This window comes from Leptolyngbya cf. ectocarpi LEGE 11479 (assembly GCF_015207065.1).
Lineage (GTDB): Bacteria > Cyanobacteriota > Cyanobacteriia > Phormidesmidales > Phormidesmidaceae > Leptothoe > Leptothoe ectocarpi.
This window is the reverse complement of record NZ_JADEXP010000007.1, coordinates 26,427-47,748: the sequence shown is the minus strand read 5'-3', so window position 1 is coordinate 47,748 and position 21,322 is coordinate 26,427. Positions and strand designations below refer to the sequence as shown.

The following is a 21,322-nucleotide window of genomic DNA, read 5'->3' as shown; positions in this document are numbered from 1 at the left end:
GGTATGATGCTAGCTCAACAGTCATTGCCTGTGTACCATCAACTTTCTGAGCAAGAGGTACTTGAATACTTTGCGAGTGATGTCACAATCGGCCTATCGGCAGAAGAAGTGGCCAGACGCTATGAAAAATATGGTTGGAATGAGCTGCAGTTTAAGCCAGGAAAACCAGCTTGGTTAAGATTTTTGTTGCAGTTTCATCAGCCATTACTCTACATTTTGTTGCTGGCTGGAGCTGTTAAGGCATTCCTCGGTTCGTGGACAAATGCATTTGTGATCTGGGGAGTGACTGTTATCAATGCAGTCATTGGTTATGTTCAAGAAGCGAAGGCCGAGGGGGCAATCGCCTCACTGGCTAAAGCGGTTACGACCGAGGCATTGGTAGTACGGGAAGGACAAAACCTGCGGATTCCTTCGCGAGATTTAGTGCCAGGGGATATCGTTTTGTTGGCATCGGGAGATAAAGTCCCCGCAGACTTACGGTTGCTGCAGGCCCGTAATTTACAAGTCGATGAATCTGCCCTGACGGGAGAAGCCGTTCCAATCGAGAAGTCGCTCCAATGTTTACCGTCCGATACCGGCCTTGCCGACCGGATAAATATGGCCTATGCCGGGAGTTTTATTACCTTTGGGCAGGGTAAGGGGCTGGTGGTATCGACAGCCAATGCCACCGAAGTGGGGCAAATTTCGCAATCGATGGAACGTCAGATTAGCCTCTCAACACCGCTGACCCGCAAGTTTGAAAAATTTAGCCGTACGCTGCTCTACGCAATCTTGACCCTGGCAACCCTCACCTTTGCTATCGGCGTGGGACAGGGAGAATCCTGGATTTATATGTTTGAAGCCACGGTTTCCCTTGCGGTGAGCGCCATTCCAGAAGGACTGCCAGCAGTAGTCACCATTACCCTGGCAATTGGGGTTAACCGCATGGCAAGTCGTCATGCCATTATTCGTAAGCTGCCAGCGGTGGAAGCATTGGGAAGTGCCACTGTGATTTGTTCTGACAAAACTGGAACGCTGACTGAAAATCAAATGACGGTACAGACAATGTATGTTGGAGGGCAACATTATGGAGTGAGTGGAGGTGGCTATAGCCCCAAAGGTGAAATTAGCCTGAGCACCAGTGGTAGCAGTCCATTTGAGGATGGACTGTCACGGACTCTGCAGGATTGTCTGGTGGCTGGATTGCTGTGTAATGACTCTCAGTTAAAACAAACGGGAGAAGATTGGTCGGTGGTTGGCGATCCTACGGAAGGGGCGCTGATTGCATCAGCAGCGAAAGCAGGGCTGAGTCAATCAGGTTTGGTGGCTGCCAGACCAAGGTTGGATGCGATTCCTTTTGAGTCACAGTATCAATATATGGCCACCCTCCATGATGGTGAGTCTCGCACGATCTACGTGAAGGGCTCGGTGGAGGCATTGATATCTCGTTGTTCTCAGATGATGGATGGGCAGGGACAGATGATCGTCCTTGACTCTGCCCAGATTGAACAAGCGGTCGACATGATGGCAGAAGACGGGCTCCGGGTTCTCGCCTTTGCAAAAAAAGCAGTGGAGTCCCATCAGCATTCTATCGATCATGAAGATATTGAAACAGGTTTGATATTTCTAGGCTTACAAGGCATGATCGACCCACCCCGGCCAGAGGCGATCGCCGCAATTCATTCCTGTCAGACGGCGGGGATTCGGGTCAAGATGATTACCGGCGATCATATTGCTACGGCACGGGCGATCGCGCAGCGCATGGGCATTCAAACTGCCGACAGCGTTATCGCCTTTGATGGCAAACAATTGGCGAAAATGGACGATCACCAAATTGTTGCCGCGATTGAAGAGGGAGCAGTCTTTGCCAGGGTTGCCCCAGCCCAGAAGCTACAGCTGGTCGAAGCACTCCAGTCCAAAGGGGACGTCGTGGCCATGACAGGGGATGGTGTGAATGATGCACCCGCTCTGAAACAAGCCGATATTGGCATTGCCATGGGGAAAGGAGGAACCGAAGTTGCCCGTGAAGCGGCAGATATGCTCCTGACTGATGATAACTTTGCCTCCATCGAAGCGGCGATTGAAGAAGGACGGACCGTTTATCAAAACTTGCGCAAAGCGATCGCATTTCTTTTGCCTGTTAATGGTGGGGAATCCATGACCATTCTCATCAGTGCTTTGTTAGCACGGGATTTACCCATCCTTTCGCTACAGGTGCTTTGGCTGAACATGATCAACTCCATCACCATGACCGTACCCCTTGCATTTGAAGCCAAATCTCCTGGGATTATGCAGGCATCCCCTCGTAATCCCAACGAGCCTTTAATCACTAAAAAACTACTACACCGAATCTTGGTGGTTTCATTATTTAACTGGGTGCTCATTTTTGGCATTTTTGAGTGGGCGGAATTCACAATGGGAGATATTACCGTTGCTCGTACAATGGCGATTCAATCACTTGTGGCGGCACGAGTGATCTATCTGCTCAGTATTGGACAACTAGGGAAGAGCTTAGTGGCCTATTTACAAGGTAAGTCACGCTCCATCGTCAATTCACCAATTTTGCTCGTGGGTATTGCGGTGGCCATTGCTTTACAAGTTTTGTTTAGCCAGTGGGGAGTGATGAATATCCTATTTGCAACGGCACCCTTGACGTGGAATCAATGGCTCATCTGTTGCTTACCGATGTTACCGATGTTGCCTATAGCAATGTTGGCAAACCGTATCGATCCATCATGAAAATTGAATTTGTACCATTAATTCAACTTCAGCGCGAGCTCTACAACATCCCACAGGGACAGGAGCGCTTTCGCGTTTATCTCGAAACAATGCTCAATGCCGATGCATCGGATGTTGACCTGTTGCCCATGGTAGTGATGAATCCAATGGGGCAGTCACATGTACCCACAATGCTGGATACGCTGCTGGCGATGAATGCAGATGGGATCGCAAAAGATGCGATCGCAAAAACTCTTAACCAGTGGGACGATATTGCCAGCGCATTCAAACTAGGGTTGGTCATCGCTGACGATCGCATGGGCGCATGGACCAATCGTTACACCAGTGAATTTAGTATCCGCTTTGAAATGCAAAACCATCTCAAGCGCGGATGGTTGAGCGTGCTCCTATGGACAAGCGAAGAGCCCTCCGTACAAAAAGTGCAAGAAGAGACATTAATCACGGTGTATCGTGCTGCGTACATTCAACAACATGGATTGGCACACACGCTGCAAGAGATGCTGAATCAAGAAGGATACGCCATGGCCATGGCAGGGTGCCAACACCCCACCCTTGAGAAAGATGATATGGCCTACACCCACAAGATCATCTCCCCCTATCTGCTGACTCAAGATTATGCAACAATTATGACCTGCTTGTTTGGCGATCAAGTTGCCCATGCGCTAGGTTATAAACCTCAAGGGTTGAGCCAGCATGCAGGTTTAGCATGGGCCTTACATCAAGCTCAGCATAACAATCCGATCCACAGCCAATGGTAATCGATATTCACCACCTCACCCCGAATGATATCCCGCCGATGAAGGCGCTGATGATGACCTTTGGCGAGGCGTTCGACGACGTGGAAACGTATACTGCCAACTGCCCGAGTGCAGACTATTTGCGTCGATTGCTTGGCAGTGATACGTTTATTGCGCTGGCTGCCGTGAAGAACGGCGAAGTGGTGGGTGGTATCGCGGCCTATGAGCTGAGAAAGTTTGAGCAGGAGCGTAGTGAAATCTATATTTACGATCTTGCCGTCGCATTGCCGCATCGGCGCGAAGGTATTGCAACAGCTCTCATTGAAAAGCTAAAAGAAATCGCTGCTGAACGTGGTGTTTATGTGATATTTGTCCAGGCCGATACTGGCGTCGAAGACGAGCCCGCTATTGCGCTATACACCAAACTGGGCAAGCGTGAGGACGTCTTACACTTTGATATTGCTATTGGTGGTGAACACAGCAAATAGCCCTATTGGAATAGCCTGAACAGTGTATCGTAGAAACCTCGTAGGCGATCAGTAAAACGTCAGGCTGTATTATCTGTTTGGTTAGACTATAGTTGAAAGTTATCGGTAAGATGCTCAAATCATGAGGAAAGTAGAAGTCGTCCCGCACGATCCTAGCTGGCGAAAGATCTTTGACATTGAATTGAAACAAATCACTGATACCCTGGGTGAAAATGTTGTTGCCATACACCACATTGGGAGCACGGCTATTCCCAGCATCTATGCCAAGCCCATTATCGATTTGTTAGTTGAGGTCAATAATATTGTTCAACTGGATCAGCAGAACTCTTTAATGGAATCCCTGGGCTATGAAGTGATGGGTGAATTTGGCATTCCGGGGCGTCGATACTTCCGAAAAAATAATCAAGCCGGAGATAGAACCCATCATGTTCATACTTTCGAGGTGGGTTCAGATCAAGTAGAGCGGCATTTGGCATTTCGAGATTATATGATTGCCCATCCTGACGATGCGCAGAGATATAGCGAATTAAAGCGCAAGCTAGCAAGAGAATATCCTACAGATATTGATGGATATATGGATGGCAAAGATGGATTTATTAGAGAAATGGATAAAAATGCAGCTCAATGGCGAATCCTACAAAGGGAGCAGCGGCCAGCTGTTTCATGACTATCCAAAGAGAGTTCTAGTTGTTACTGTTGCTGATTCGGACGATGAATCGAACTGATCAAAGTGCTCTGATAGACTGTAATAGTTTCGCTTCAAAATGTTCCCTAGACTTGAAAAAAATATGTGACTATAAAGTTTAAGGCCTGACTCAATAGATTTACCGGATCAACAGTAACTACCGATGCGGATACAGGTGGTCTATCTATGAATCATTATAAATGAAAATTAACTTATCCCAGCTTCTGATTGTAAGCTTGCTAGCAGGATGCAGTCATAGCGAAACCCCACAATCCGTTACAGCAAACTATTTGTCTCTTATGCAGCAAGGAGATGATAGCTATATCGAATATGCATGCATGAGGGAAAAATCAGACCCTGAAATTGAGAGTTTAATCACCCAAATGTCATCGTTCCAGGTTCAAGGTATAACTTCTGAGAGGGAAGGGGCTTTTGTCGCGCAGGTTAAAGGAATCCAGGGCAGTGATGAATTTTCATTTCAGCTACCCGTTCGTCAAACAGAAACTATCTATCAAAAAGCACAGGATTTAGTAGCCAGCTTAAATACCGACGCTCTCCAAACACAAGAGATACTGAAAACGAGTAATGCAATCGGTCAAGGCTTAGATGAACTAGGTGGTCTTCAACCCCTTAAAACACCAGAACGTTTAGATTACTCACTCAAAAAATTCTGTGTAATGGGGACTGTATTGAAATGAGGGCGATCGCCGGTAGGTGTTGAGCATACTGGCGGTCTCTGGCAACCTCTCCACTTTGACAACAACACAATGACAATTTTGCAATAGTTGAAGTCAAACAACAGTTATTGAACCATTTTATTTTTTGTACCCACTCAATCCCTGGTGCTAGCAGAAAGATTTATAAAAAAAACTAATCAGAAGGTTTGTACTCTAAAGCACTTTTTCAAAATAGTCACGGGTTACCGTAATTCTTACAGTACTGGGGGTGTCACCCTCTGCGCTTCAGGTCATAGCGCAATTATGAGAGCCCTAAATATTCATGAAAATCTCTTCAGTAAAGGGCTTTGCAAAATTCAAGTCAATCTAAATCACCCTCAAATACGGAGTTTATGAGAAAAAAGGTTGCCCTACTCAGCATAATCCGTTGAAAGAAATTTTATAGCTCCAGAAAATTAGCGAGCCCCTTGTGTAGCAAGACAATTCAAAGAAAAAGCACTCTCATATTTCTAGAAATATCATGCTTTCTTTAAACAAATGTTGCAGCTATTGTTTCTAATTGCTAAGGTGTGACCCATGAATTGTTTGTGATGCAGTTTGAAATGATCACCCATGCATTACGGTTACTATCCGATTCATCTGTTCTGTCGCTGATTTGGAGATTAATTGTGTCAGTTGTTACTACAACTCATTAATAGACCGCAGATTGATTCATACCAAAACTCAGCAGCGATAGCTAGAGGATTTTGGCATAGATAATAAGCCCTCTAGGTTCCCGCCCCCAAGAATATTTTGACATCCGCACAGTCTTGATTCCATCTGTCTTTTTGATAAGACCTGGTTTCAGATACCTTTGGAGATTTTTACCCTATGGATATGAAAGGAAAAACGGCTCTGGTCACCGGAGCCTCACGTGGTATTGGCCGTGCCATTGCCATCGAACTTGCCAAGCAAGGGGCTAGCCACATACTACTGGTTGCTCGTAATCGCCAACGATTGCAGGAAGTGGCGACAGAAATTCGTCAGTATGGCACTCAAGGTATTCCGTTCTCTGTTGATCTGACTGAACCAACTGCTGTCAATATTGTTGTTGCCCAGGCTTGGAAAGACTACGGGCCGTTTCATTTGTTAGTCAACTGCGCGGGTATTGCCTACCAGGCTAATTTTCTGCAAAGTAATCTAGGTCAGGCCCACTCGGAAATGTCTACGAATCTAATGGGGCTATATACGGTCACCTGGTTGGTGGGACGTCGCATGGCCTCGCGCCGTCAGGGCACCATTGTCAATGTCTCTAGCCTGATGGGTAAAGTGGCGGCTCCTACCATGGCCACCTATTCGGCTACCAAGTTTGCCATCGTCGGGTTTACCCAAGCCCTGCGTCATGAGCTAGCTCCCCACGGTGTTCGGGTAGTGAGCCTATTGCCCTCCCTGACAGATACCGACATGGTGCAAGAGCTTAATGTATTCCATGGGGTGATGCCCCTCAGTGCCCACCATGTGGCCAAACGTCTGATCACCGGTCTTAAATCCCGTCATACAGAAATTACGGTTGGATGGCAAAGTCATGCGGCTCTCTGGCTCCAGCGATTTTTACCTCAGCTGATGGATGCGGTTATTAGTCTATCTAAGCCAGGTCAGTCCACCCCAGCCTATTCCAGACCAAAAGGAATATAGCTGAGCGCGCCCCAGCGGGCAGCGATTCTCTAAATAGCGCACTTTTCAGGCAGCTTGCGTGCTAAATCAGCAAGCTGTCTGAGATTATTTTTACGTACAATGGGCACAAACCAGGTTTAGCTAGCTATTAGGCACTGTGTCTTTTGTAGTTCTAATAGAGTAAAAGATGACTCACTTACTGTTAATCATTGTCTGTCATCATCAGAATGCTAAATAGACCAATTAAGCCGATAAGAAAAGCAATATCGCCCATGGTCAATTGATGACAAAATTTTTTCCTAATTATTAGCAGTAGATTAGTTAAATGCCTTCTTTTCTCCATATACTGCTGTTTGCATCGGTCTATTGACATCCAATATATACTTATATAAACAAATAATGCGCTTCTAAAAGAAGTGGATCTTCATATTTAATTCGATTGCCGGTAGCGCTATCGATTGGCTAGGGGAATAACGTGTTTATTCCATTGTTTTTTGTGTAGATAGATACACCAGCTTTTGCCTACTTTGCTGCCCAATTTGGCAGTGGGGTAGTTATACTAAGTAGGGTGTAACACCCCTCGTATAAGGCTTCGTAGTTACGAGCGCCACCGGATAACTTGAGAGTTTTGGCCGATAGTTGTCCTGATTTGCGAATACCGATCCGGAAATATCGAGCTGTGATTTGGATCTATTCCTGCGTAATTAAGGCGTACTTGTGGTTACCAAATCCGTGCCTTTTTATGCCTGGAGCGTTTCTTTAAGTGTCACTTTTATGTGTGTCACCCCATGGGCTGTCGTAGCTGGAATCAGTTTCAATAGCGCATACCTAGGTCCAATGACCTGATTGAGCAGGCTTAACTAAGCCAGGATTGTTGTTAAGTAGGTGACGAATGCCATGGTTGATGTGAAAACACCTCCCCCGCGGGATTACATTAACGTCATGGAACTTTTGGTAGCAGAAGAGGTTGAGCAGCAGCTGCGCCAGCTACCAACTCGTGTTCTCAAATATGTTAAGCCGATTGAGGTTGAAACCCATGCTTTAAATCGGTTGCCGTCATTGTATGCGGTGAGTGAAAAAGGTTGGCAAGCTCAGTACCAAAGGGCCAAACACGAACTGCATAAAGAAGTGAGTAATGCTGTCAGACGGGCGATTGCGGCGGTTCAGGTAGACCCTCTACGAGCGTCTCGTCCGTTGGTGCGTCCCTCGTCTGCAGTAGTTGCTAATGCGGCTCTGTTAGAAAAGTTTCGAGCCGCGTTAGGTCAGCCTAACCTCACTTGGGAATCTCTATTACGTAAGTGTCAGCGAGCTGGAGCTGCCAGACGCGGAACGGTTCCAGTTGATGAGAGTAGTATTCATCATATGTCTCCGACTCCGACTGCGCCCTATGTTGGGGCCGCTGCTCATACAGCAGATGAGTATGCAGCGGCGGCCTATGCAACGGGACATCACACGAAACCCCATCATCCAGATCACCATCATGGTTCGGTGTGGCGACCGGGTACCTATGGCGAGACGACCTGGCATCCCAAGCGAGATCATGGATATCGCGGGTCGGCACCGCCATCGTCACCTTCAGGCTACGACTGGAATGATTCTCGGTATCGGTAAAGAAACCTATAGGCTAGTCGGCCTCAATTATTTCTAGAGCCTTTGTTAGGGCCTGTCTGACTTGGTCAAAGCCGGTACCGCCTAGGCTATTGCGGGCAGCGACGACCTGTTTCGGTGCGATCGCATCATAGATATCATTTTCAAACGCCGGATGAATGGCCTGCCATTCATCCAAGGTCAGATCTTTCAGCAGTTTTCCAGCGGCCAGGGACGTTTTTACCACCGTACCCACCAGGTTATAGGCATCCCGAAAGGGCACTCCCTTAGCTGCCAAATAGTCAGCTACATCAGTGGCGTTAGAGAAATCGCTAGCGACAGCTTCGGCCAGCCGCTGGGGACGAAACTCTAAACCCTGGTGCAGCAAAATCGTCATGGCTTGGAGACAGGTTTGCACCGTATTCACGGTGTCAAACAAGGCTTCCTTATCTTCTTGTAAATCCTTGTTATAGGCCAGGGGCAGTCCCTTCATCACGGTCAGCAAACCCTGTAAATGGCCAAAGACTCGCCCGGTTTTACCCCGCACCAGTTCAGGCACGTCGGGATTTTTCTTTTGGGGCATAATACTTGAGCCAGTGGAGCAGCTGTCAGTCAGTGTCACAAACCGAAATTCCTCTGAAGCCCAAAAAATGATCTCCTCAGCGAGGCGAGAGAGATGGACCATGATCAGACTGGCGGCACTGGCAAACTCGATGGCAAAATCTCGGTCACTGACGGCGTCTAGACTATTGGTATAGATGCGCTCAAAGCCTAGCTGCTCGGCTGTGTACTGACGGTCGATGGGGAAGGGGGTACCGGCTAAGGCCCCGGCCCCCAAGGGAGAGGTGTTGACCCGTTTGACAACATCTCCCAGACGTTCATAGTCGCGCTGGGCCATATCCACATAGGCCAGTAGATGATGGGCCAAACTCAGGGGCTGGGCTCGCTGCAGGTGAGTATATCCGGGAATCAGAGTGTCTACATGCTCTGTGGCGTGGGTCAGTAGCGCTTTTTGAAACTCTCGGAGCAGGGTGCGTAGGATGTGGATGTGCGATCGCAAATACAACCGAATATCCGTACCCACCTGATCGTTGCGCGAACGTCCCGTATGCAGTTTTTTCCCCAGGGCACCTAAGCGCTCAGTAAGACGGCGCTCCACCGCAAAATGGATATCCTCTTCATCCACACCAGGGGTAAACGTCCCCTGGCGATATTCCTGCCGAATGGCTTCCAGACCATCCACCAGCTGCTGACCTTCTGCCTCTGAGATAATCCCCACCTTAGCCAGCATCTTGGCATGGGCTTGAGATCCCGTCAGATCATATTCAACCAGGGCAATATCAAAACCAATACTGGCATTAAACTCAGCAACAATCGGATGCAGTCCCGTTTCAAATCGCTGACTCCAAGGGGTGGATGGCGTGCTCATGAAAACTCCTGAAAATAGCCAAGGTATCGAATCATCGACACACGTTGACTGAGATTACCCCATGACGATGCCAGCTAGTAAGTGGTAACACCTCGAATTACATAGCCGACCACAATGCCAATCAACAACGCCCACAGCTGACCAGACTCCACAAAGTTGCCTAAAATATCCCCCGAATGATCAAAAAAGTTGTCCTCGAACTGTTGGGCAATAACAGGGGTGGTGGCTGCAGGAACTGCCTGACCTAGCACGGGTGCAGTTGGATCTGCAAAATCGCTCAGGAAACCAGAATATGTATCGATTTTCATGGGGGCTAGCAAAAAAACGGTAGATAAAAAGTTGGCAACCCGATCATTGCACCCCACCTCAATAACATCAAGCCATTTACCAAACCGTAGAGTCGTTGTTCTATGGAACGACTCTACGATTCAATCGCAGATAGCTGACGAAATTCCGCTGGTTGAGTCACCTTCATCACCACCAGCGTAGTATCGTCATCCTTTGAACGATCAGGACCAATAAAGTGACGCAATAGATTAAACAGATACTCTAGAATCTCTTGGGAGCTCTCCAGATTTCGGCAAGCCCAGCAGACAGCCTTGATCAAGTTATCTTCATCAAACCGTTCACCCCGAATATTGGCAGCATCGGTAAAGCCATCGGTATAAAAAATCACCACGTCTCCCGGATAGAGCTGCATTTGGCCCTCATGGTAGCGGGTGTCAATATCTAGACCCAACAGCATGCCATCAGCATCTAGACGGCCAATGGTATTAGTGGCAGCCTGCCACAGCAGGGGGGGGTTATGGGCCGCATTGCCATAGGCAAATAACTGTGTTCTAGGATCGTACTCTGCATAAAACAACGTCACAAACCGATTAGAACTTTCTAAATCGTTGTGCATGACGCAGTTGAGATTCTGCAAAATTTGGCCAGGGGAGTGATCGTTGAGTACTTCGGCCCGCAACATCCCCCGCAACATGGTCATAATTAAAGCCGCAGGCACACCTTTTCCCATCACATCACCGATGGCAATGCTCCAGGGCTGGGCAGATGATTGCTGTGTGCTCGGGCTGCGCAGCTGATCATAGGTGGTGGGAATAAAATCGTAATAGTCTCCCCCAACCTTTTGGGCTGTCAGACAGCGAGCTGCTAAATCCACCCCTTCAATGATCGGGCATTGGCGAGGCAGCAATTTTTCTTGGATTTCGGCTCCTAGCTCTAATTCACGATCCAAACGTTCTTTTTTGCGCAGAGCTAGGGTCAGCTCGTCATTTTCAATAGCTACGGCTGTTTGATCAGCCACCAAACGGACTAGCTTCTGCCGAGTTTCAGTCCAGGCATAGTCTCTATCATCACTAAAAACATAGAGACGTCCGCGCTCCACGTTTTGGACAATAATCGATGTGCCAAACAGCTTTAGATCAGGGGATAGAAAATGGTTTAGCTGCTGGTCAAGGGTAACCATGGCACTGCGAGCTGCCTGATGGGTGAGAGCAACCGTCTCACCATCTTTCTCCTTTGTCCCTAGGGAAGCCGCCAAGGACGAAGTAATCTGGCGTGTAGCCGACTCTAGGGCATAGCGCACCGTTTGACCGGTATCATTGGTCGGACAGTAAAGACGCTCTAAACGTAGCTGACCATTGGGGCGAAATAAGACCAACGCACCACCCGTCGCGTCTGTAACCCGGCTGGCAATCATAGGAATCAGTTCTAAAAACTGACTAATATTATTCAGACTTCTCAGGGCAAATCCCAAAGAGCTGAGCAAATCCTGAATCTTGTATTGCTCTCGCTGCAGTCGTGCCACCAGTTCTTTGAGCGCAAAGACAGGTGTACCGCCGGGAAGAGTGCTGCCCTCGGGAAGGGAATTGAAGGGTAGCGAAGGGCTAGGCGACATAATCACAAGCGACGGTATGGCCGGTATCTAAGATCAATAGAGCGGTTGAGAATTACGAGTGAATGGAAGGCAATATAGCGGTCAAGGTCACACTTGGCAACTGCGAGATATTTAACGTTAACTATACGTCTTCAAACAAAATTGCTGCCGCAAAAATTTAGACACCAACATAGCACTTCAGCCGTAACCGTCAAGGGCGGTTTTCCGCAAATAATCGTCGGGATGCTCAGCCATTCTTCTTTACGATGCCCATCTCTCGATTAATTCCATTGCACTCGATACAACTGGAAAACCTCACCTGCCGATTGTTTACTGACTTTAGCTCCCATCGCTTTGATCAAAGCTCGCCATTGTTTTAAGTCCACCAGTTCAACGTCAGCCCCTAGGTAGGTTTCTAAAATTGCCCAATTTTCCGCCAGCTCTTGCTCAGGATTGATGACATCAAAGACAAAGTTGCCTCCTGGCTTTAGGCAAGGCTTCACAGCTGTCATTACCTGCTCCCAATAGTGCAGTGGGTAATAACAACTCACCCCGGTGGCGATGACCAGGTCAAACGTCGCTGGTTCGTAGTCCAGCTTATGGGCAGGTGCTAGCTGTACCCCCTTAAAGAGCTTTGAATCCAGCTGAGGGCCACGTTGATTTAACGCTGCTTGGGCAACTTGGCTGATATCTTGGCCGACAAATGTGGCTTTCCACTCTTTCCAGGGATAAATCAAAAAACTGAGACCGCAGCCTAGGTCTAGACAGCGCTGACCTTTTTTCGGCTTGGCCAGCTCCCAAAACTTACTGGTAATGCGCGGTGTCAAGCTGCCAGCAACCCATTCTCTAAACACAGCCATCTCTTCGACCTCGTCCGGTAGCTCAAATGATTCGCCTCGATACTCCTGGTCAAATCTTTGCGCAACCGCCTGCAACTGGCCTACTACCATTTCAAATGTCCTATTTCTTGTAGATTCACGATGGCTAGCGTGATGGCTAGCGTGGAGCTAACGTCCTTTTAGGGCTTTGGTAAAGTTCTGACGATAGGAAGCGCTAATAATAAACACAGGCCACAGCAGCGTTAGATAAAGCTTGCCGCTACTGAAATTAGTGCGGTTAAATCCAGTCCAAAATTTCCAAGCTCCATAGCTATATCCAACTACTAATAAAAGTCCTAATAGGGTTGTCATCGGTTTGTGTGTCCTTTTAGTGATTCTGTTGATCGAGATTTAGTCGAGATTTATCCTATGGCCCCACCAATATGACTAGCCGATGTGACTAGCCGAAACCTACAGCTGCGGTTGGTGGACGGTGCCATCGCGTTCATATCAAAGTGTGATACCAGACTAGTGATTTAAAGAGTGTCTTAATGAATATGAAGGTGAGCTTAATAAAACAAGTACAATTAACAATGAATACAATTAACTAAGACGGGAAAAAAACATCACTCGTGGCAAACACTGTACGGGTGCAGTTCACAGGGTAGCGTCGTTAGCCATTGACGACGAATATCCAATAACAATTGTTTGAATTTCCACGAAATCATAGGAGGATTTATGCGCGCAGTACTCATGGCTGGTGGTTCCGGCACCCGGCTTCGACCTCTGACTTGTGACCTGCCTAAGCCCATGGTTCCTGTGCTCAACCGGCCTATCGCAGAGCATATTGTCAATTTGCTAAAGCGGCATGACATTAAGGAAGTGATTGCTACTCTGTATTACCTACCCGATGTCATGCGGGACTACTTTCAGGACGGGCATGACTTTGGGGTACAAATGACCTATGCCGTTGAGGAAGATCAGCCGTTAGGGACGGCAGGCTGTGTAAAAAATATTGCGGAGCTGCTAGATGATACGTTTCTGGTGATTAGCGGTGATAGTATTACCGATTTTGATCTAAAAGAAGCCGTTCGTTTTCATAAGGAAAAGGGGTCTAAAGCAACGCTTGTCTTGACTCGGGTGCCTAACCCGATTGAGTTTGGGGTGGTAATCACCGATGAAGAGAACCGCATCAAACGGTTTTTAGAAAAACCTTCTACCAGTGAAATTTTTTCAGATACGGTTAATACGGGTACTTATATTCTGGAGCCTGAGGTCTTAGACTATCTACCTGCCAACCAGGAGCAGGACTTTTCGAAAGATCTTTTTCCCTTGCTGCTTGAAAAGGGTGAGCCCATGTATGGCTATGTGGCTGATGGCTACTGGTGCGATGTAGGCCATCTCGAAGCCTATCGTGAAGCTCAGTACGATGCTCTAGAAGGCAAAGTGCTGGTGGATTTTGCCTACCCTGAAGTTTCAGCCGGATTATATGTGGGACAGAATACCCATATTGATCCAACAGCGACGATCAAGCCTCCTGTTTTGATTGGCCGTAACTGCCGGATTGGCGCTCGGGTCACCTTAGAGCCAGGTACGGTCATCGGTGATAATGTGACGGTTGGCAGTGATGCAGATCTCAAACGGCCCATTATTTGGAACGGGGCGATCATTGGTGATGAAACCCATCTGCGGGCTTGTGTGATTGCTCGTGGTACCCGTGCTGATCGACGGGCACATGTTCTGGAAGGGGCTGTTGTAGGGGCACTCTCTACAGTGGGGGAAGAGGCGCAAATTAGTCCAGGGGTGAGGGTTTGGCCCAGTAAACGGATCGAGTCTGGGGCAACTCTAAATATCAATCTGATTTGGGGTAATACAGCTCAACGCAATCTGTTTGGTCAACGTGGAGTCACAGGCCTTGCCAACATTGATATTACTCCTGAGTTTGCGGTCAAGCTGGGGGCGGCCTACGGGTCTATTTTGAAACCGGGTTCCTATGTTACGGTCTCACGGGACCAGCGTAGTATTTCGCGGATGGTGTCGCGATCGCTAATTGCCGGACTCATGTCCGTTGGCATCAATATCCAAAACCTAGAAGCCACAGCCATACCGGTTGCCCGTACTATTATTCCCACACTGGATGTGGCTGGAGGCATTCATGTGCGGCTCCATCCTGACCGAGCCGATCAGATCCTGATTGAGTTTTTTGATAAAAAAGGCATCGATATTCCCAAGGGCAAAGAAAAGAAAATCGAAGGTTCTTACTTTAAAGAAAATCTGCGACGGTCTCAAATCCATGAAATTGGTGAAGTCTCCTACCCAACCAACCTGGTAGACACTTATACGACCGAGTTTGAAAAACGCCTGAGCGTCGGCTCTATCCGCCATAGCAAGTCTAAGGTTGTGATCGATTACGCCTATGCAGTTTCCGGTGCGGTCCTGCCCCGATTACTTGGGAAATTTGGCTGTGATGCGGTTGTGCTCAACGCTAGTCTGAGCCAGACAGCGCCTTCTCTGTCTGAACGGGAGGGTATGCTAGGTCAGCTAGGTCAGGTGGTACAAGCCTTACAAGCCACCTTTGGGGTACAAGTCTCTGCCAATGGCGAGCAGTTAGTTCTGATGGACGAGGTGGGATCACCGATCCGTGGGGAGATGCTAACGGCGCTCATGACCCACATGATTTTGACCGCTCACCCTCAGGGAACTGTGGTCGTTCCCGTTCATACCTCAGGGGCGATTGAGCAAATTGCTCGTCGCCACGGGGGGAGCGTGGTTCGCACCAAGGCTAACCCCACAGCTCTGATGGAAGCCTGTCAAGCTAGCAGTAATGTGGTGTTAGGTGGCAGTGGTGACATGGGCTTTATCTTTCCCCAGCTCCACCCTGGCTTTGATGCCATGTTTTGCATCGCTAAATTGATTGAAATGTTAACGATTCAAGAGCAGTCTCTCGGACGCATCTGGGGCGATTTGCCACGGATTTCCCATCGAGTTCAAACACTGCGTTGCCCATGGACCATCAAAGGTGCGCTCATGCGCTATCTTGTGGAAAGTCATCCTGCTGATACGCTTGAACTGGTAGATGGTGTCAAAGTGATTGACCGCACCAGCGATAGCTGGGTGCTAATTCTTCCGGATGCGGGCGATCCGCTGGTACATATCTTTGCCAATGGTGAAGACCGTGACTGGGTAGATACCAATCTGCAGGATTATCGTCATCGGGTTCAAAGTTTTATCGAAAAAGAGCAGGGTATTCGAGAGGAACAAGTTGTATGAACCATTGCATCCTCATGGCAGAGATTGTCGAGGTACCGCAGCTGCGCTATACCTCCGATAATCAAACTCCCATTGCCGAATTTAAGGTCAAAATAGCGGGGCTAAGGCCAGATGATAGCCCGTCTCAGTTTAAGGCCGTCGGTTGGGGAAATTTAGCCCAAACCATCCAGGACTCCAGCTATGGTGCAGGCGATCGGGTTGTAATTGAAGGTCGACTCACGATGAAAAGTGTGGATCGGCCCGAAGGGTTTCGAGAAAAGCAGGCAGAGATTACCGTCCAGCGCTTGCATCGCATTGCTGAGCTGCAGTCCATGATGATGGCTGAGGCCCCGCCCATCTCTGAAGGCAGCAGTGCTAGCAACAGCCGCCCTGCCGCTGCTGCGCCACCTGTGGCTACTAGCCCGCCTGCTGCAACCCCGGATTACGACGAAATCCCATTTTAGTCATCTAACAACACAAACCAGCTCGTCTGTGTCTGCTCAGGGCACAGACGGGCCAGTTTAGCCTTGGCTGGAATTTGACTGGAATTTTATAGGTATCCGCTCAAAAAATTGAAAGGATCATCGTCCCAACAGGGTTCCGGATGGAGCTGTTTTAACCGGGTACAGATGTCGGCAATAATGTCTTCAACCTGTGTATCCTCAAAGACGTCCTCTAATGCCTGCTCATCGCGCTGACGCAGGGGAGCCAGCGGTTCTGCATGAAACGTCAGGGGGCTCAGTCGCGCGTTACTTTCAGACGAATACTCATATCCTCCGTTCTGCCAGGAATAATGCTGAGGCTCCTGGGTAGAGTCAATAAAGGATGAAAACCTGGATTTGTTCTCGACTCCAATCAGGGTTGGAATAGCTGAATGAAATCCATTAGAGGCTGCGAATTCAGGGAAACTAGGATCGGGCATAAGCTAAATGTCCGCTATCCAACCATTGTATGGGTCCGTCAGACGGTTCGCTATCCCGGAGTGATTTTGTCCCTGACTAGTCCTCCGTGGGGGTAGTCCATATCGGTTAGGTTAAAAACTTCGGCAAAGCATCTGACTAAAACAGGTTTAATTTCAGTCGGGGTAAGCCCCGGTATAAATTGAGCCATAGCACCGACAGGACGCTCGGCAATACCACAGGGAGTAATGTGCTTAAACCCTGATAAGTCAGGACATACATTTAAAGCAAAGCCATGCATCGTGATCCATCGGCTTACCTTAATGCCAATGGCGGCCAGCTTATATCCCTCAACCCATACGCCTGTCAGTCCTTTGATGCGCTGTCCAGGAAGATGGAAATGGGCCAGGGTATGGATAATGACCTCTTCTAACTGGCGCAAATACCAATGCAAATCCTTGTGATGATAATGCAAATTTAAAATCGGGTATCCCACCAGTTGACCAGGACAGTGATAAGTCACTTCTCCACCGCGCTCTATGCGGTGAACTTCATAGTTTGGATCTGCCAGGTCAAAGTGCACGAACTTCGCTTGGGACGCGGTTCCAAGGGTGTATACCGGTAAATGTTCGGCCAGGATGAGAACATCGTCGAGATCAGGGGTCCGTTTTCGCTCGGACACGAGTTCCTGTTGATGTTGCCAAGCCAATTTGTAGGTGATTAATCCAATATCTTGAATAATAAGTTTTTTATCTTTAACCACTAGAAGAATATTGATTCTGTGCGGGTTGATACGTAATTTACCTGACCGTAGATTTATTAGACTTTTGATACGCTAAGACGCAAATAAATCTTGAATAGCTATTAGTTTGAAGTTTAACAATAGTGACAGTTACAGGATTGGGGGATAAGCAATAACACCCTTGTGATGTGGGCTAATCATTACAATGCAAAATAATAAGTCAGCCACATGGGATCACTAGTATACAAGAAATTCCGCTTTAGGGTGAGAGCAGTAGCACTCGAGTGATCCCATGTTGAGTCTAAAGAATTGTCAACGGATAAAAAAGTTTCTAAACAGAAAAACTCTCTTGGAATTAAAGTGCTAGGGTGAAATTAATCGCTTATCTTCTTATCACTTGAGTTAGCTCTATGAAGCTTGTTATCCAAGGTAAAAATATTGAAATTACAGAGGCTATTCGTCAGCATGTTTCTCAGAAGATTGAGAAGTCAGTTAGCCATTTTCAACGAATGATCAACAAGGTTGATGTTTGCTTGTCTGTGGCTGGTGGTACAAACATGCCCAAGCGCCAGTGTGCTGAAGTTACTGTTTATGTAAACCGGGCCGTTGTACGAGCTGAAGAGAGCAGTGACAGCCTTTATGCCAGTATTGATTTAGTAGCTGATAAAATCTGCCGACAGCTGCGTAAATACAAAGAAAAGCGTCGCAGTTCTGAGCATGTGTCGGTACGTTCTATGGAGGTTGATGTTAGCTCTAAGGATGCTGACCTACAGGTGACAGAGCTGTTGGAGCAGCGTCAGCCTCAACTGCCGGAAGAGGTGGTTAGAACTAAGTACTTTGCCATGGCTCCGATGTCGGTGCAGGAAGCCCTAGAAAATCTGCAGCTTGTGGATCACGACTTTTATGTGTTTTACAACTCAGAAACCGGTGAGATTAATGTGATGTATGAAAGGAATCACGGTGGTTATGGGTTGATTCAGCCACGTCCGGCGGGTTCTACTAATGGTCATAAGAATGGCCATAAGAACGATCATGGCGCTGCTGCGAACAATCATAGTCACGGTTCTGAAAAAAAGCCTCTACAGTCTGCGCCTCTGCGTAAGTAGCATCAGTTAGTCAGTTTCAGAATATTTTTTGAGCTCTGGGGTAATATGTGTGGATAAAATTCCTGATATCACCCCAGAGCTTTTTTATGTGAGGCTAGCGATAATATGCGATTCTGATGATCTGATTTAGTGGGGCTCTGAGTCAGAGGTGACATCATAGGTTTGACCCGCAAAGGTAACCCGATCCCCAGCATATAATTTACGACCGCGTCGTAGTTCTACTGCATCGTTGACTAAAACATAGCCATCCTGAATCAGGTGTTTGGCTTCGCCGCCGGACTGCACTAAGTCGTTGAGTTTGAGAAACTGACTGAGCTTTATGAAATGTTCAGGCATGGGTTTAGTAGCGTGAGGCAATGGGGATTGCCCACATTACGATAGTTTGAGTGCGCTAATGGGGACATCATCCCAGGAGTCTACAGTGCGTAACCGGGCGATCCAGCCTGCTTCTTTTTGTTCATCTGTCAGGGCAGCTTGAAATGTTGTGTGGCATTCTTCGGCGGCTGTGCGATCGCAGCAAGCAATCGCCGAATACACAATACCTGAAGGATCGATGTGCTCGTTGACCCAAATCATAAAAACCGATCTCATTGGGAATATAGCAGAACCTACGCGGCAGCAGGCTCATTGGACAGGCTTTGGATAGTTTGTTGCATATCAGCGATAGCCTGGAGCTGATAATCATTGACCTCCTGGAATCGTTCTAAGGTGCCAAAGACAGTATCCAGAGTTTGCTGAGTGGTCTCCATTTTTTCGGTGGCAGGGCCTAGATACTCATGGCGAGTTGCGATCGCGCGTTCTAATCCGGCCCACTCCTTAACCGCTTGCTCTAACGTGTCACGCTCTTTCTCAAGGTTTGTCAGCTGAGTTGCCAGCGCCGTTTCCTTTGCATCCACCTGCTGTTGTAGCTCATCACAGCGAGTTTGCAGCTGTATAATCAGCTCTTCCAATGCCGTTGCCTGGTCTGCCAAATCCTGCCGTACCTGATCAATATGGTCTAGCACTGGCTCCAAATCAGCAGAATCCGCGATTGGGCTCTCAACAGTAGCTTGACCCTGACGCCTGAGCAAAACCGCCCGATGCTGACTTAGAACCTCTTCGCGTTCCAGCAAATTCCGTCGCTGTCCCACCAGTGTCTTATTGAGCATATCGTAGCGATCCTGCTCATCACTGATCTCGGCCCCAATTTGCAGCCGATCATATTCACTGGCTGCCTCTGCCTTTTGTTTTAACTCATCAATTGCCTGTTGCTGATAAGTCAGTTCCTCCTCTTGATCGCTAACAAATCGAGACATCTTCTCCAAATCTGTCTCCATGTTGGCCAATAAAGCCTCAAGATCCTCGACCGACATCTCTTCGAGCTTGCTGAGGTCAATCTTTTTCCCTAGCCGGACCTGATCACCCGTATTCAGAAGCTCATAGACCTTCTGATACACACCACTCTGCTGGTTAATCTGCTCTGATACCAGCTGATTTTGCTGCTTTTTCTGAGCAAGCTCCACCTTTGCCTGCTGAAGTTCTATACATAGCTGAGTAAGAGCACTCCGTTCAGCATCTGTCGCTTGGTAAAGCTGCTGAAGAGACTGCTTAAACCTATCTACATCTCCTGCCTTTGATTGCAGCTGCTCTTGCTGCTCACTGACCGTTTGCTGCCAGTCCTGTAGAAGTCCTTGATGTTCGCCCACAAACGTCCTAGCACTATTCAGCTGCTGCCGCATATCCTCCATCGGGGCGACATTGGCCACTAGCTGCTCCACCGCATTCCGCAGTTTTTGCGTTTGGCCAGCATCTAGCCCCGTTTGGGCCGATACAGCTTCACGATGCTCTTCTAACTTCTGCTTTTCCCCATTCAAATGGGCCCAGGCACCTTCCAATTCCGAATTCTTCCGCTCATAGTCCTGACGCTGTTCGTCCAAGTCTGCGCGAAACGTCTCTAATTCGTCCTTCTGAGACTCCAGCTCGGCCAGGTCAGCTTCTGCTTGCTTAACCTCATCCGCACGAGACTCCAACTCCAGCTCACGCTGATTAAGGGCCTGACTTTGATACGTCAAAGACTCTTTCCACTGCTCGATCTCATCTTCCTGGGCTTTAAACTTTTTGTTGAGACTCGAAAAGTTTTGCAGAATACTAACTAGCTGACGTCCTGCCTCGTAGTGACGTTGTACCTGACGACCATTGGAAAGTTCAATTAAAATCAGAGTCCCTGCACCGTAACCGGCATCATCTGGAGCTGGGATCAATTCATCCCCGGACACCGCACTCCAATTTTGTTCTGAGCGTTCACATGCCAGAAGCTTAAACTCAGCCCGGCTGCCGCCCATAAATCCACTTTTTTTCTGAACTTCGGCCAAATAACGCACGCTGGCATCCCCTTCGTCTAACCAATAGCTATCAGTAACAGCTATTTACCTACACAACATCTACGTATCGTTCAGTTAGTAATATAGAAGCCCAAGGCAATGTATTTATATATTTCAGCAAGATCAATAGCTATACCTGAGAAATATCTTATCTACAGTTAACGATAGTTTCTAAAAAATCGAGCAGCTCACCCAGTGTATCTGCCTTAAGCGGAAAACTCTATCTATAAAAACAATTCCCTAATCGCTCGGACTTAGACACTACCCTAATGTGCTGATGCCTTAATGTGTTGAT

General features: G+C 47.9%; 20 protein-coding genes. 10 read left to right on the top strand and 10 right to left on the bottom strand.

The features are described 5' to 3' along the window. Positions 1-3 precede the first annotated feature (3 nt). From IQ260_RS02030 to IQ260_RS02000, 7 genes are all read left to right on the top strand, one after another. Positions 4-2,718, top strand: coding sequence for a cation-transporting P-type ATPase (locus IQ260_RS02030; protein ID WP_228015399.1), 2,715 nt, complete (start codon positions 4-6; stop codon positions 2,716-2,718). Beyond that, the gene (locus IQ260_RS02025) at positions 2,715-3,476 is read left to right on the top strand and encodes a hypothetical protein (protein ID WP_193990371.1); all 762 of its coding nucleotides are present in this window, start codon (positions 2,715-2,717) and stop codon (positions 3,474-3,476) included. The genes IQ260_RS02030 and IQ260_RS02025 overlap by 4 nt, the downstream gene beginning before the upstream one ends. Further along, complete coding sequence (locus tag IQ260_RS02020; RefSeq protein ID WP_193990369.1) at positions 3,470-3,943, top strand: AAC(3)-I family aminoglycoside N-acetyltransferase; 474 nt, start codon at positions 3,470-3,472, stop codon at positions 3,941-3,943. The genes IQ260_RS02025 and IQ260_RS02020 overlap by 7 nt, the downstream gene beginning before the upstream one ends. Positions 3,944-4,064: 121 nt before the next feature. After that, the gene (locus IQ260_RS02015) at positions 4,065-4,610 is read left to right on the top strand and encodes a GrpB family protein (RefSeq protein ID WP_193990367.1); all 546 of its coding nucleotides are present in this window, start codon (positions 4,065-4,067) and stop codon (positions 4,608-4,610) included. Positions 4,611-4,828: 218 nt separating this feature from the next. Continuing rightward, positions 4,829-5,326 carry a hypothetical protein gene (locus IQ260_RS02010; protein WP_193990366.1) on the top strand — a complete coding sequence of 166 codons (498 nt, stop codon included), beginning with the start codon at positions 4,829-4,831 and terminating at the stop codon, positions 5,324-5,326. 849 nt (positions 5,327-6,175) lie between these two features. Next, positions 6,176-6,979: an SDR family NAD(P)-dependent oxidoreductase gene (locus tag IQ260_RS02005; RefSeq protein ID WP_193990364.1), complete on the top strand. Its 804-nt coding sequence runs from the start codon at positions 6,176-6,178 to the stop codon at positions 6,977-6,979. 921 nt (positions 6,980-7,900) lie between these two features. After that, a complete protein-coding gene (locus tag IQ260_RS02000) occupies positions 7,901-8,569 on the top strand; it encodes a late competence development ComFB family protein (RefSeq protein WP_265579495.1) in 669 nt (222 codons plus the stop codon). Between the two features lie 13 nt (positions 8,570-8,582). On the opposite strand, the gene argH is transcribed toward IQ260_RS02000, so the two are convergent. The 5 genes from argH to IQ260_RS01975 all read right to left on the bottom strand — a co-directional run bounded on the left by argH (position 8,583) and on the right by IQ260_RS01975 (position 13,043). Then, the gene (gene argH, locus IQ260_RS01995; protein WP_193990362.1) at positions 8,583-9,974 is read right to left on the bottom strand and encodes an argininosuccinate lyase; all 1,392 of its coding nucleotides are present in this window, start codon (positions 9,972-9,974) and stop codon (positions 8,583-8,585) included. A 74-nt stretch (positions 9,975-10,048) separates the two neighbouring features. Further along, a complete protein-coding gene (locus IQ260_RS01990) occupies positions 10,049-10,282 on the bottom strand; it encodes a hypothetical protein (RefSeq protein ID WP_193990361.1) in 234 nt (77 codons plus the stop codon). A 113-nt stretch (positions 10,283-10,395) separates the two neighbouring features. Next, positions 10,396-11,874, bottom strand: coding sequence for a PP2C family protein-serine/threonine phosphatase (locus IQ260_RS01985; protein ID WP_193990360.1), 1,479 nt, complete (start codon positions 11,872-11,874; stop codon positions 10,396-10,398). Positions 11,875-12,134: 260 nt separating this feature from the next. Then, positions 12,135-12,803: a class I SAM-dependent methyltransferase gene (locus tag IQ260_RS01980; RefSeq protein ID WP_193990359.1), complete on the bottom strand. Its 669-nt coding sequence runs from the start codon at positions 12,801-12,803 to the stop codon at positions 12,135-12,137. A gap of 57 nt (positions 12,804-12,860) precedes the next feature. Continuing rightward, the gene (locus tag IQ260_RS01975; RefSeq protein WP_193990358.1) at positions 12,861-13,043 is read right to left on the bottom strand and encodes a hypothetical protein; all 183 of its coding nucleotides are present in this window, start codon (positions 13,041-13,043) and stop codon (positions 12,861-12,863) included. 366 nt (positions 13,044-13,409) lie between these two features. On the opposite strand from IQ260_RS01975, the gene IQ260_RS01970 reads away from it, so the two are divergent. Beyond that, the gene (locus IQ260_RS01970; RefSeq protein WP_193990357.1) at positions 13,410-15,941 is read left to right on the top strand and encodes a mannose-1-phosphate guanyltransferase; all 2,532 of its coding nucleotides are present in this window, start codon (positions 13,410-13,412) and stop codon (positions 15,939-15,941) included. Then, a complete protein-coding gene (locus tag IQ260_RS01965; RefSeq protein WP_193990356.1) occupies positions 15,938-16,384 on the top strand; it encodes a single-stranded DNA-binding protein in 447 nt (148 codons plus the stop codon). Before IQ260_RS01970 ends, IQ260_RS01965 begins: the two co-directional genes overlap by 4 nt. Before the next feature lie 86 nt (positions 16,385-16,470). Here IQ260_RS01965 and IQ260_RS30805 read toward each other — a convergent pair whose 3' ends face one another. Further along, the gene (locus IQ260_RS30805) at positions 16,471-16,842 is read right to left on the bottom strand and encodes a hypothetical protein (RefSeq protein WP_228015391.1); all 372 of its coding nucleotides are present in this window, start codon (positions 16,840-16,842) and stop codon (positions 16,471-16,473) included. A gap of 50 nt (positions 16,843-16,892) precedes the next feature. After that, on the bottom strand, positions 16,893-17,582 hold the full coding sequence (gene lipB / locus IQ260_RS01955; protein WP_193990354.1) for a lipoyl(octanoyl) transferase LipB: 690 nt from the start codon (positions 17,580-17,582) through the stop codon (positions 16,893-16,895). A gap of 389 nt (positions 17,583-17,971) precedes the next feature. Between lipB and hpf the strand changes: the two genes are divergently transcribed. Then, positions 17,972-18,667, top strand: coding sequence for a ribosome hibernation-promoting factor, HPF/YfiA family (gene hpf / locus IQ260_RS01950; protein WP_193990352.1), 696 nt, complete (start codon positions 17,972-17,974; stop codon positions 18,665-18,667). 126 nt (positions 18,668-18,793) lie between these two features. On the opposite strand, the gene IQ260_RS01945 is transcribed toward hpf, so the two are convergent. The 3 genes from IQ260_RS01945 to hmpF are packed head-to-tail and all read right to left on the bottom strand — an operon-like array spanning position 18,794 to position 21,027. Further along, a complete protein-coding gene (locus tag IQ260_RS01945) occupies positions 18,794-19,003 on the bottom strand; it encodes an RNA-binding S4 domain-containing protein (protein WP_193990351.1) in 210 nt (69 codons plus the stop codon). A 36-nt stretch (positions 19,004-19,039) separates the two neighbouring features. Next, entirely contained in the window at positions 19,040-19,258 is a 219-nt protein-coding gene (locus IQ260_RS01940) for a glycogen debranching protein (protein WP_228015389.1), read from the bottom strand. Between the two features lie 17 nt (positions 19,259-19,275). Further along, entirely contained in the window at positions 19,276-21,027 is a 1,752-nt protein-coding gene (gene hmpF, locus IQ260_RS01935) for a pilus motility taxis protein HmpF (protein ID WP_193990347.1), read from the bottom strand. Positions 21,028-21,322: the final 295 nt, after the last annotated feature.

Coding starts and splice junctions, on each gene's coding strand:
- IQ260_RS02030 (WP_228015399.1), top strand. CDS start 4: ATGATGCTAGCTCAACAGTCATTGCCTGTGTACCATCAACTTTCTGAG.
- IQ260_RS02025 (WP_193990371.1), top strand. CDS start 2,715: ATGAAAATTGAATTTGTACCATTAATTCAACTTCAGCGCGAGCTCTAC.
- IQ260_RS02020 (WP_193990369.1), top strand. CDS start 3,470: ATGGTAATCGATATTCACCACCTCACCCCGAATGATATCCCGCCGATG.
- IQ260_RS02015 (WP_193990367.1), top strand. CDS start 4,065: ATGAGGAAAGTAGAAGTCGTCCCGCACGATCCTAGCTGGCGAAAGATC.
- IQ260_RS02010 (WP_193990366.1), top strand. CDS start 4,829: ATGAAAATTAACTTATCCCAGCTTCTGATTGTAAGCTTGCTAGCAGGA.
- IQ260_RS02005 (WP_193990364.1), top strand. CDS start 6,176: ATGGATATGAAAGGAAAAACGGCTCTGGTCACCGGAGCCTCACGTGGT.
- IQ260_RS02000 (WP_265579495.1), top strand. CDS start 7,901: ATGGAACTTTTGGTAGCAGAAGAGGTTGAGCAGCAGCTGCGCCAGCTA.
- argH (WP_193990362.1), bottom strand. CDS start 9,974: ATGAGCACGCCATCCACCCCTTGGAGTCAGCGATTTGAAACGGGACTG.
- IQ260_RS01990 (WP_193990361.1), bottom strand. CDS start 10,282: ATGAAAATCGATACATATTCTGGTTTCCTGAGCGATTTTGCAGATCCA.
- IQ260_RS01985 (WP_193990360.1), bottom strand. CDS start 11,874: ATGTCGCCTAGCCCTTCGCTACCCTTCAATTCCCTTCCCGAGGGCAGC.
- IQ260_RS01980 (WP_193990359.1), bottom strand. CDS start 12,803: ATGGTAGTAGGCCAGTTGCAGGCGGTTGCGCAAAGATTTGACCAGGAG.
- IQ260_RS01975 (WP_193990358.1), bottom strand. CDS start 13,043: ATGACAACCCTATTAGGACTTTTATTAGTAGTTGGATATAGCTATGGA.
- IQ260_RS01970 (WP_193990357.1), top strand. CDS start 13,410: ATGCGCGCAGTACTCATGGCTGGTGGTTCCGGCACCCGGCTTCGACCT.
- IQ260_RS01965 (WP_193990356.1), top strand. CDS start 15,938: ATGAACCATTGCATCCTCATGGCAGAGATTGTCGAGGTACCGCAGCTG.
- IQ260_RS30805 (WP_228015391.1), bottom strand. CDS start 16,842: ATGCCCGATCCTAGTTTCCCTGAATTCGCAGCCTCTAATGGATTTCAT.
- hpf (WP_193990352.1), top strand. CDS start 17,972: ATGAAGCTTGTTATCCAAGGTAAAAATATTGAAATTACAGAGGCTATT.
- IQ260_RS01945 (WP_193990351.1), bottom strand. CDS start 19,003: ATGCCTGAACATTTCATAAAGCTCAGTCAGTTTCTCAAACTCAACGAC.
- IQ260_RS01940 (WP_228015389.1), bottom strand. CDS start 19,258: ATGAGATCGGTTTTTATGATTTGGGTCAACGAGCACATCGATCCTTCA.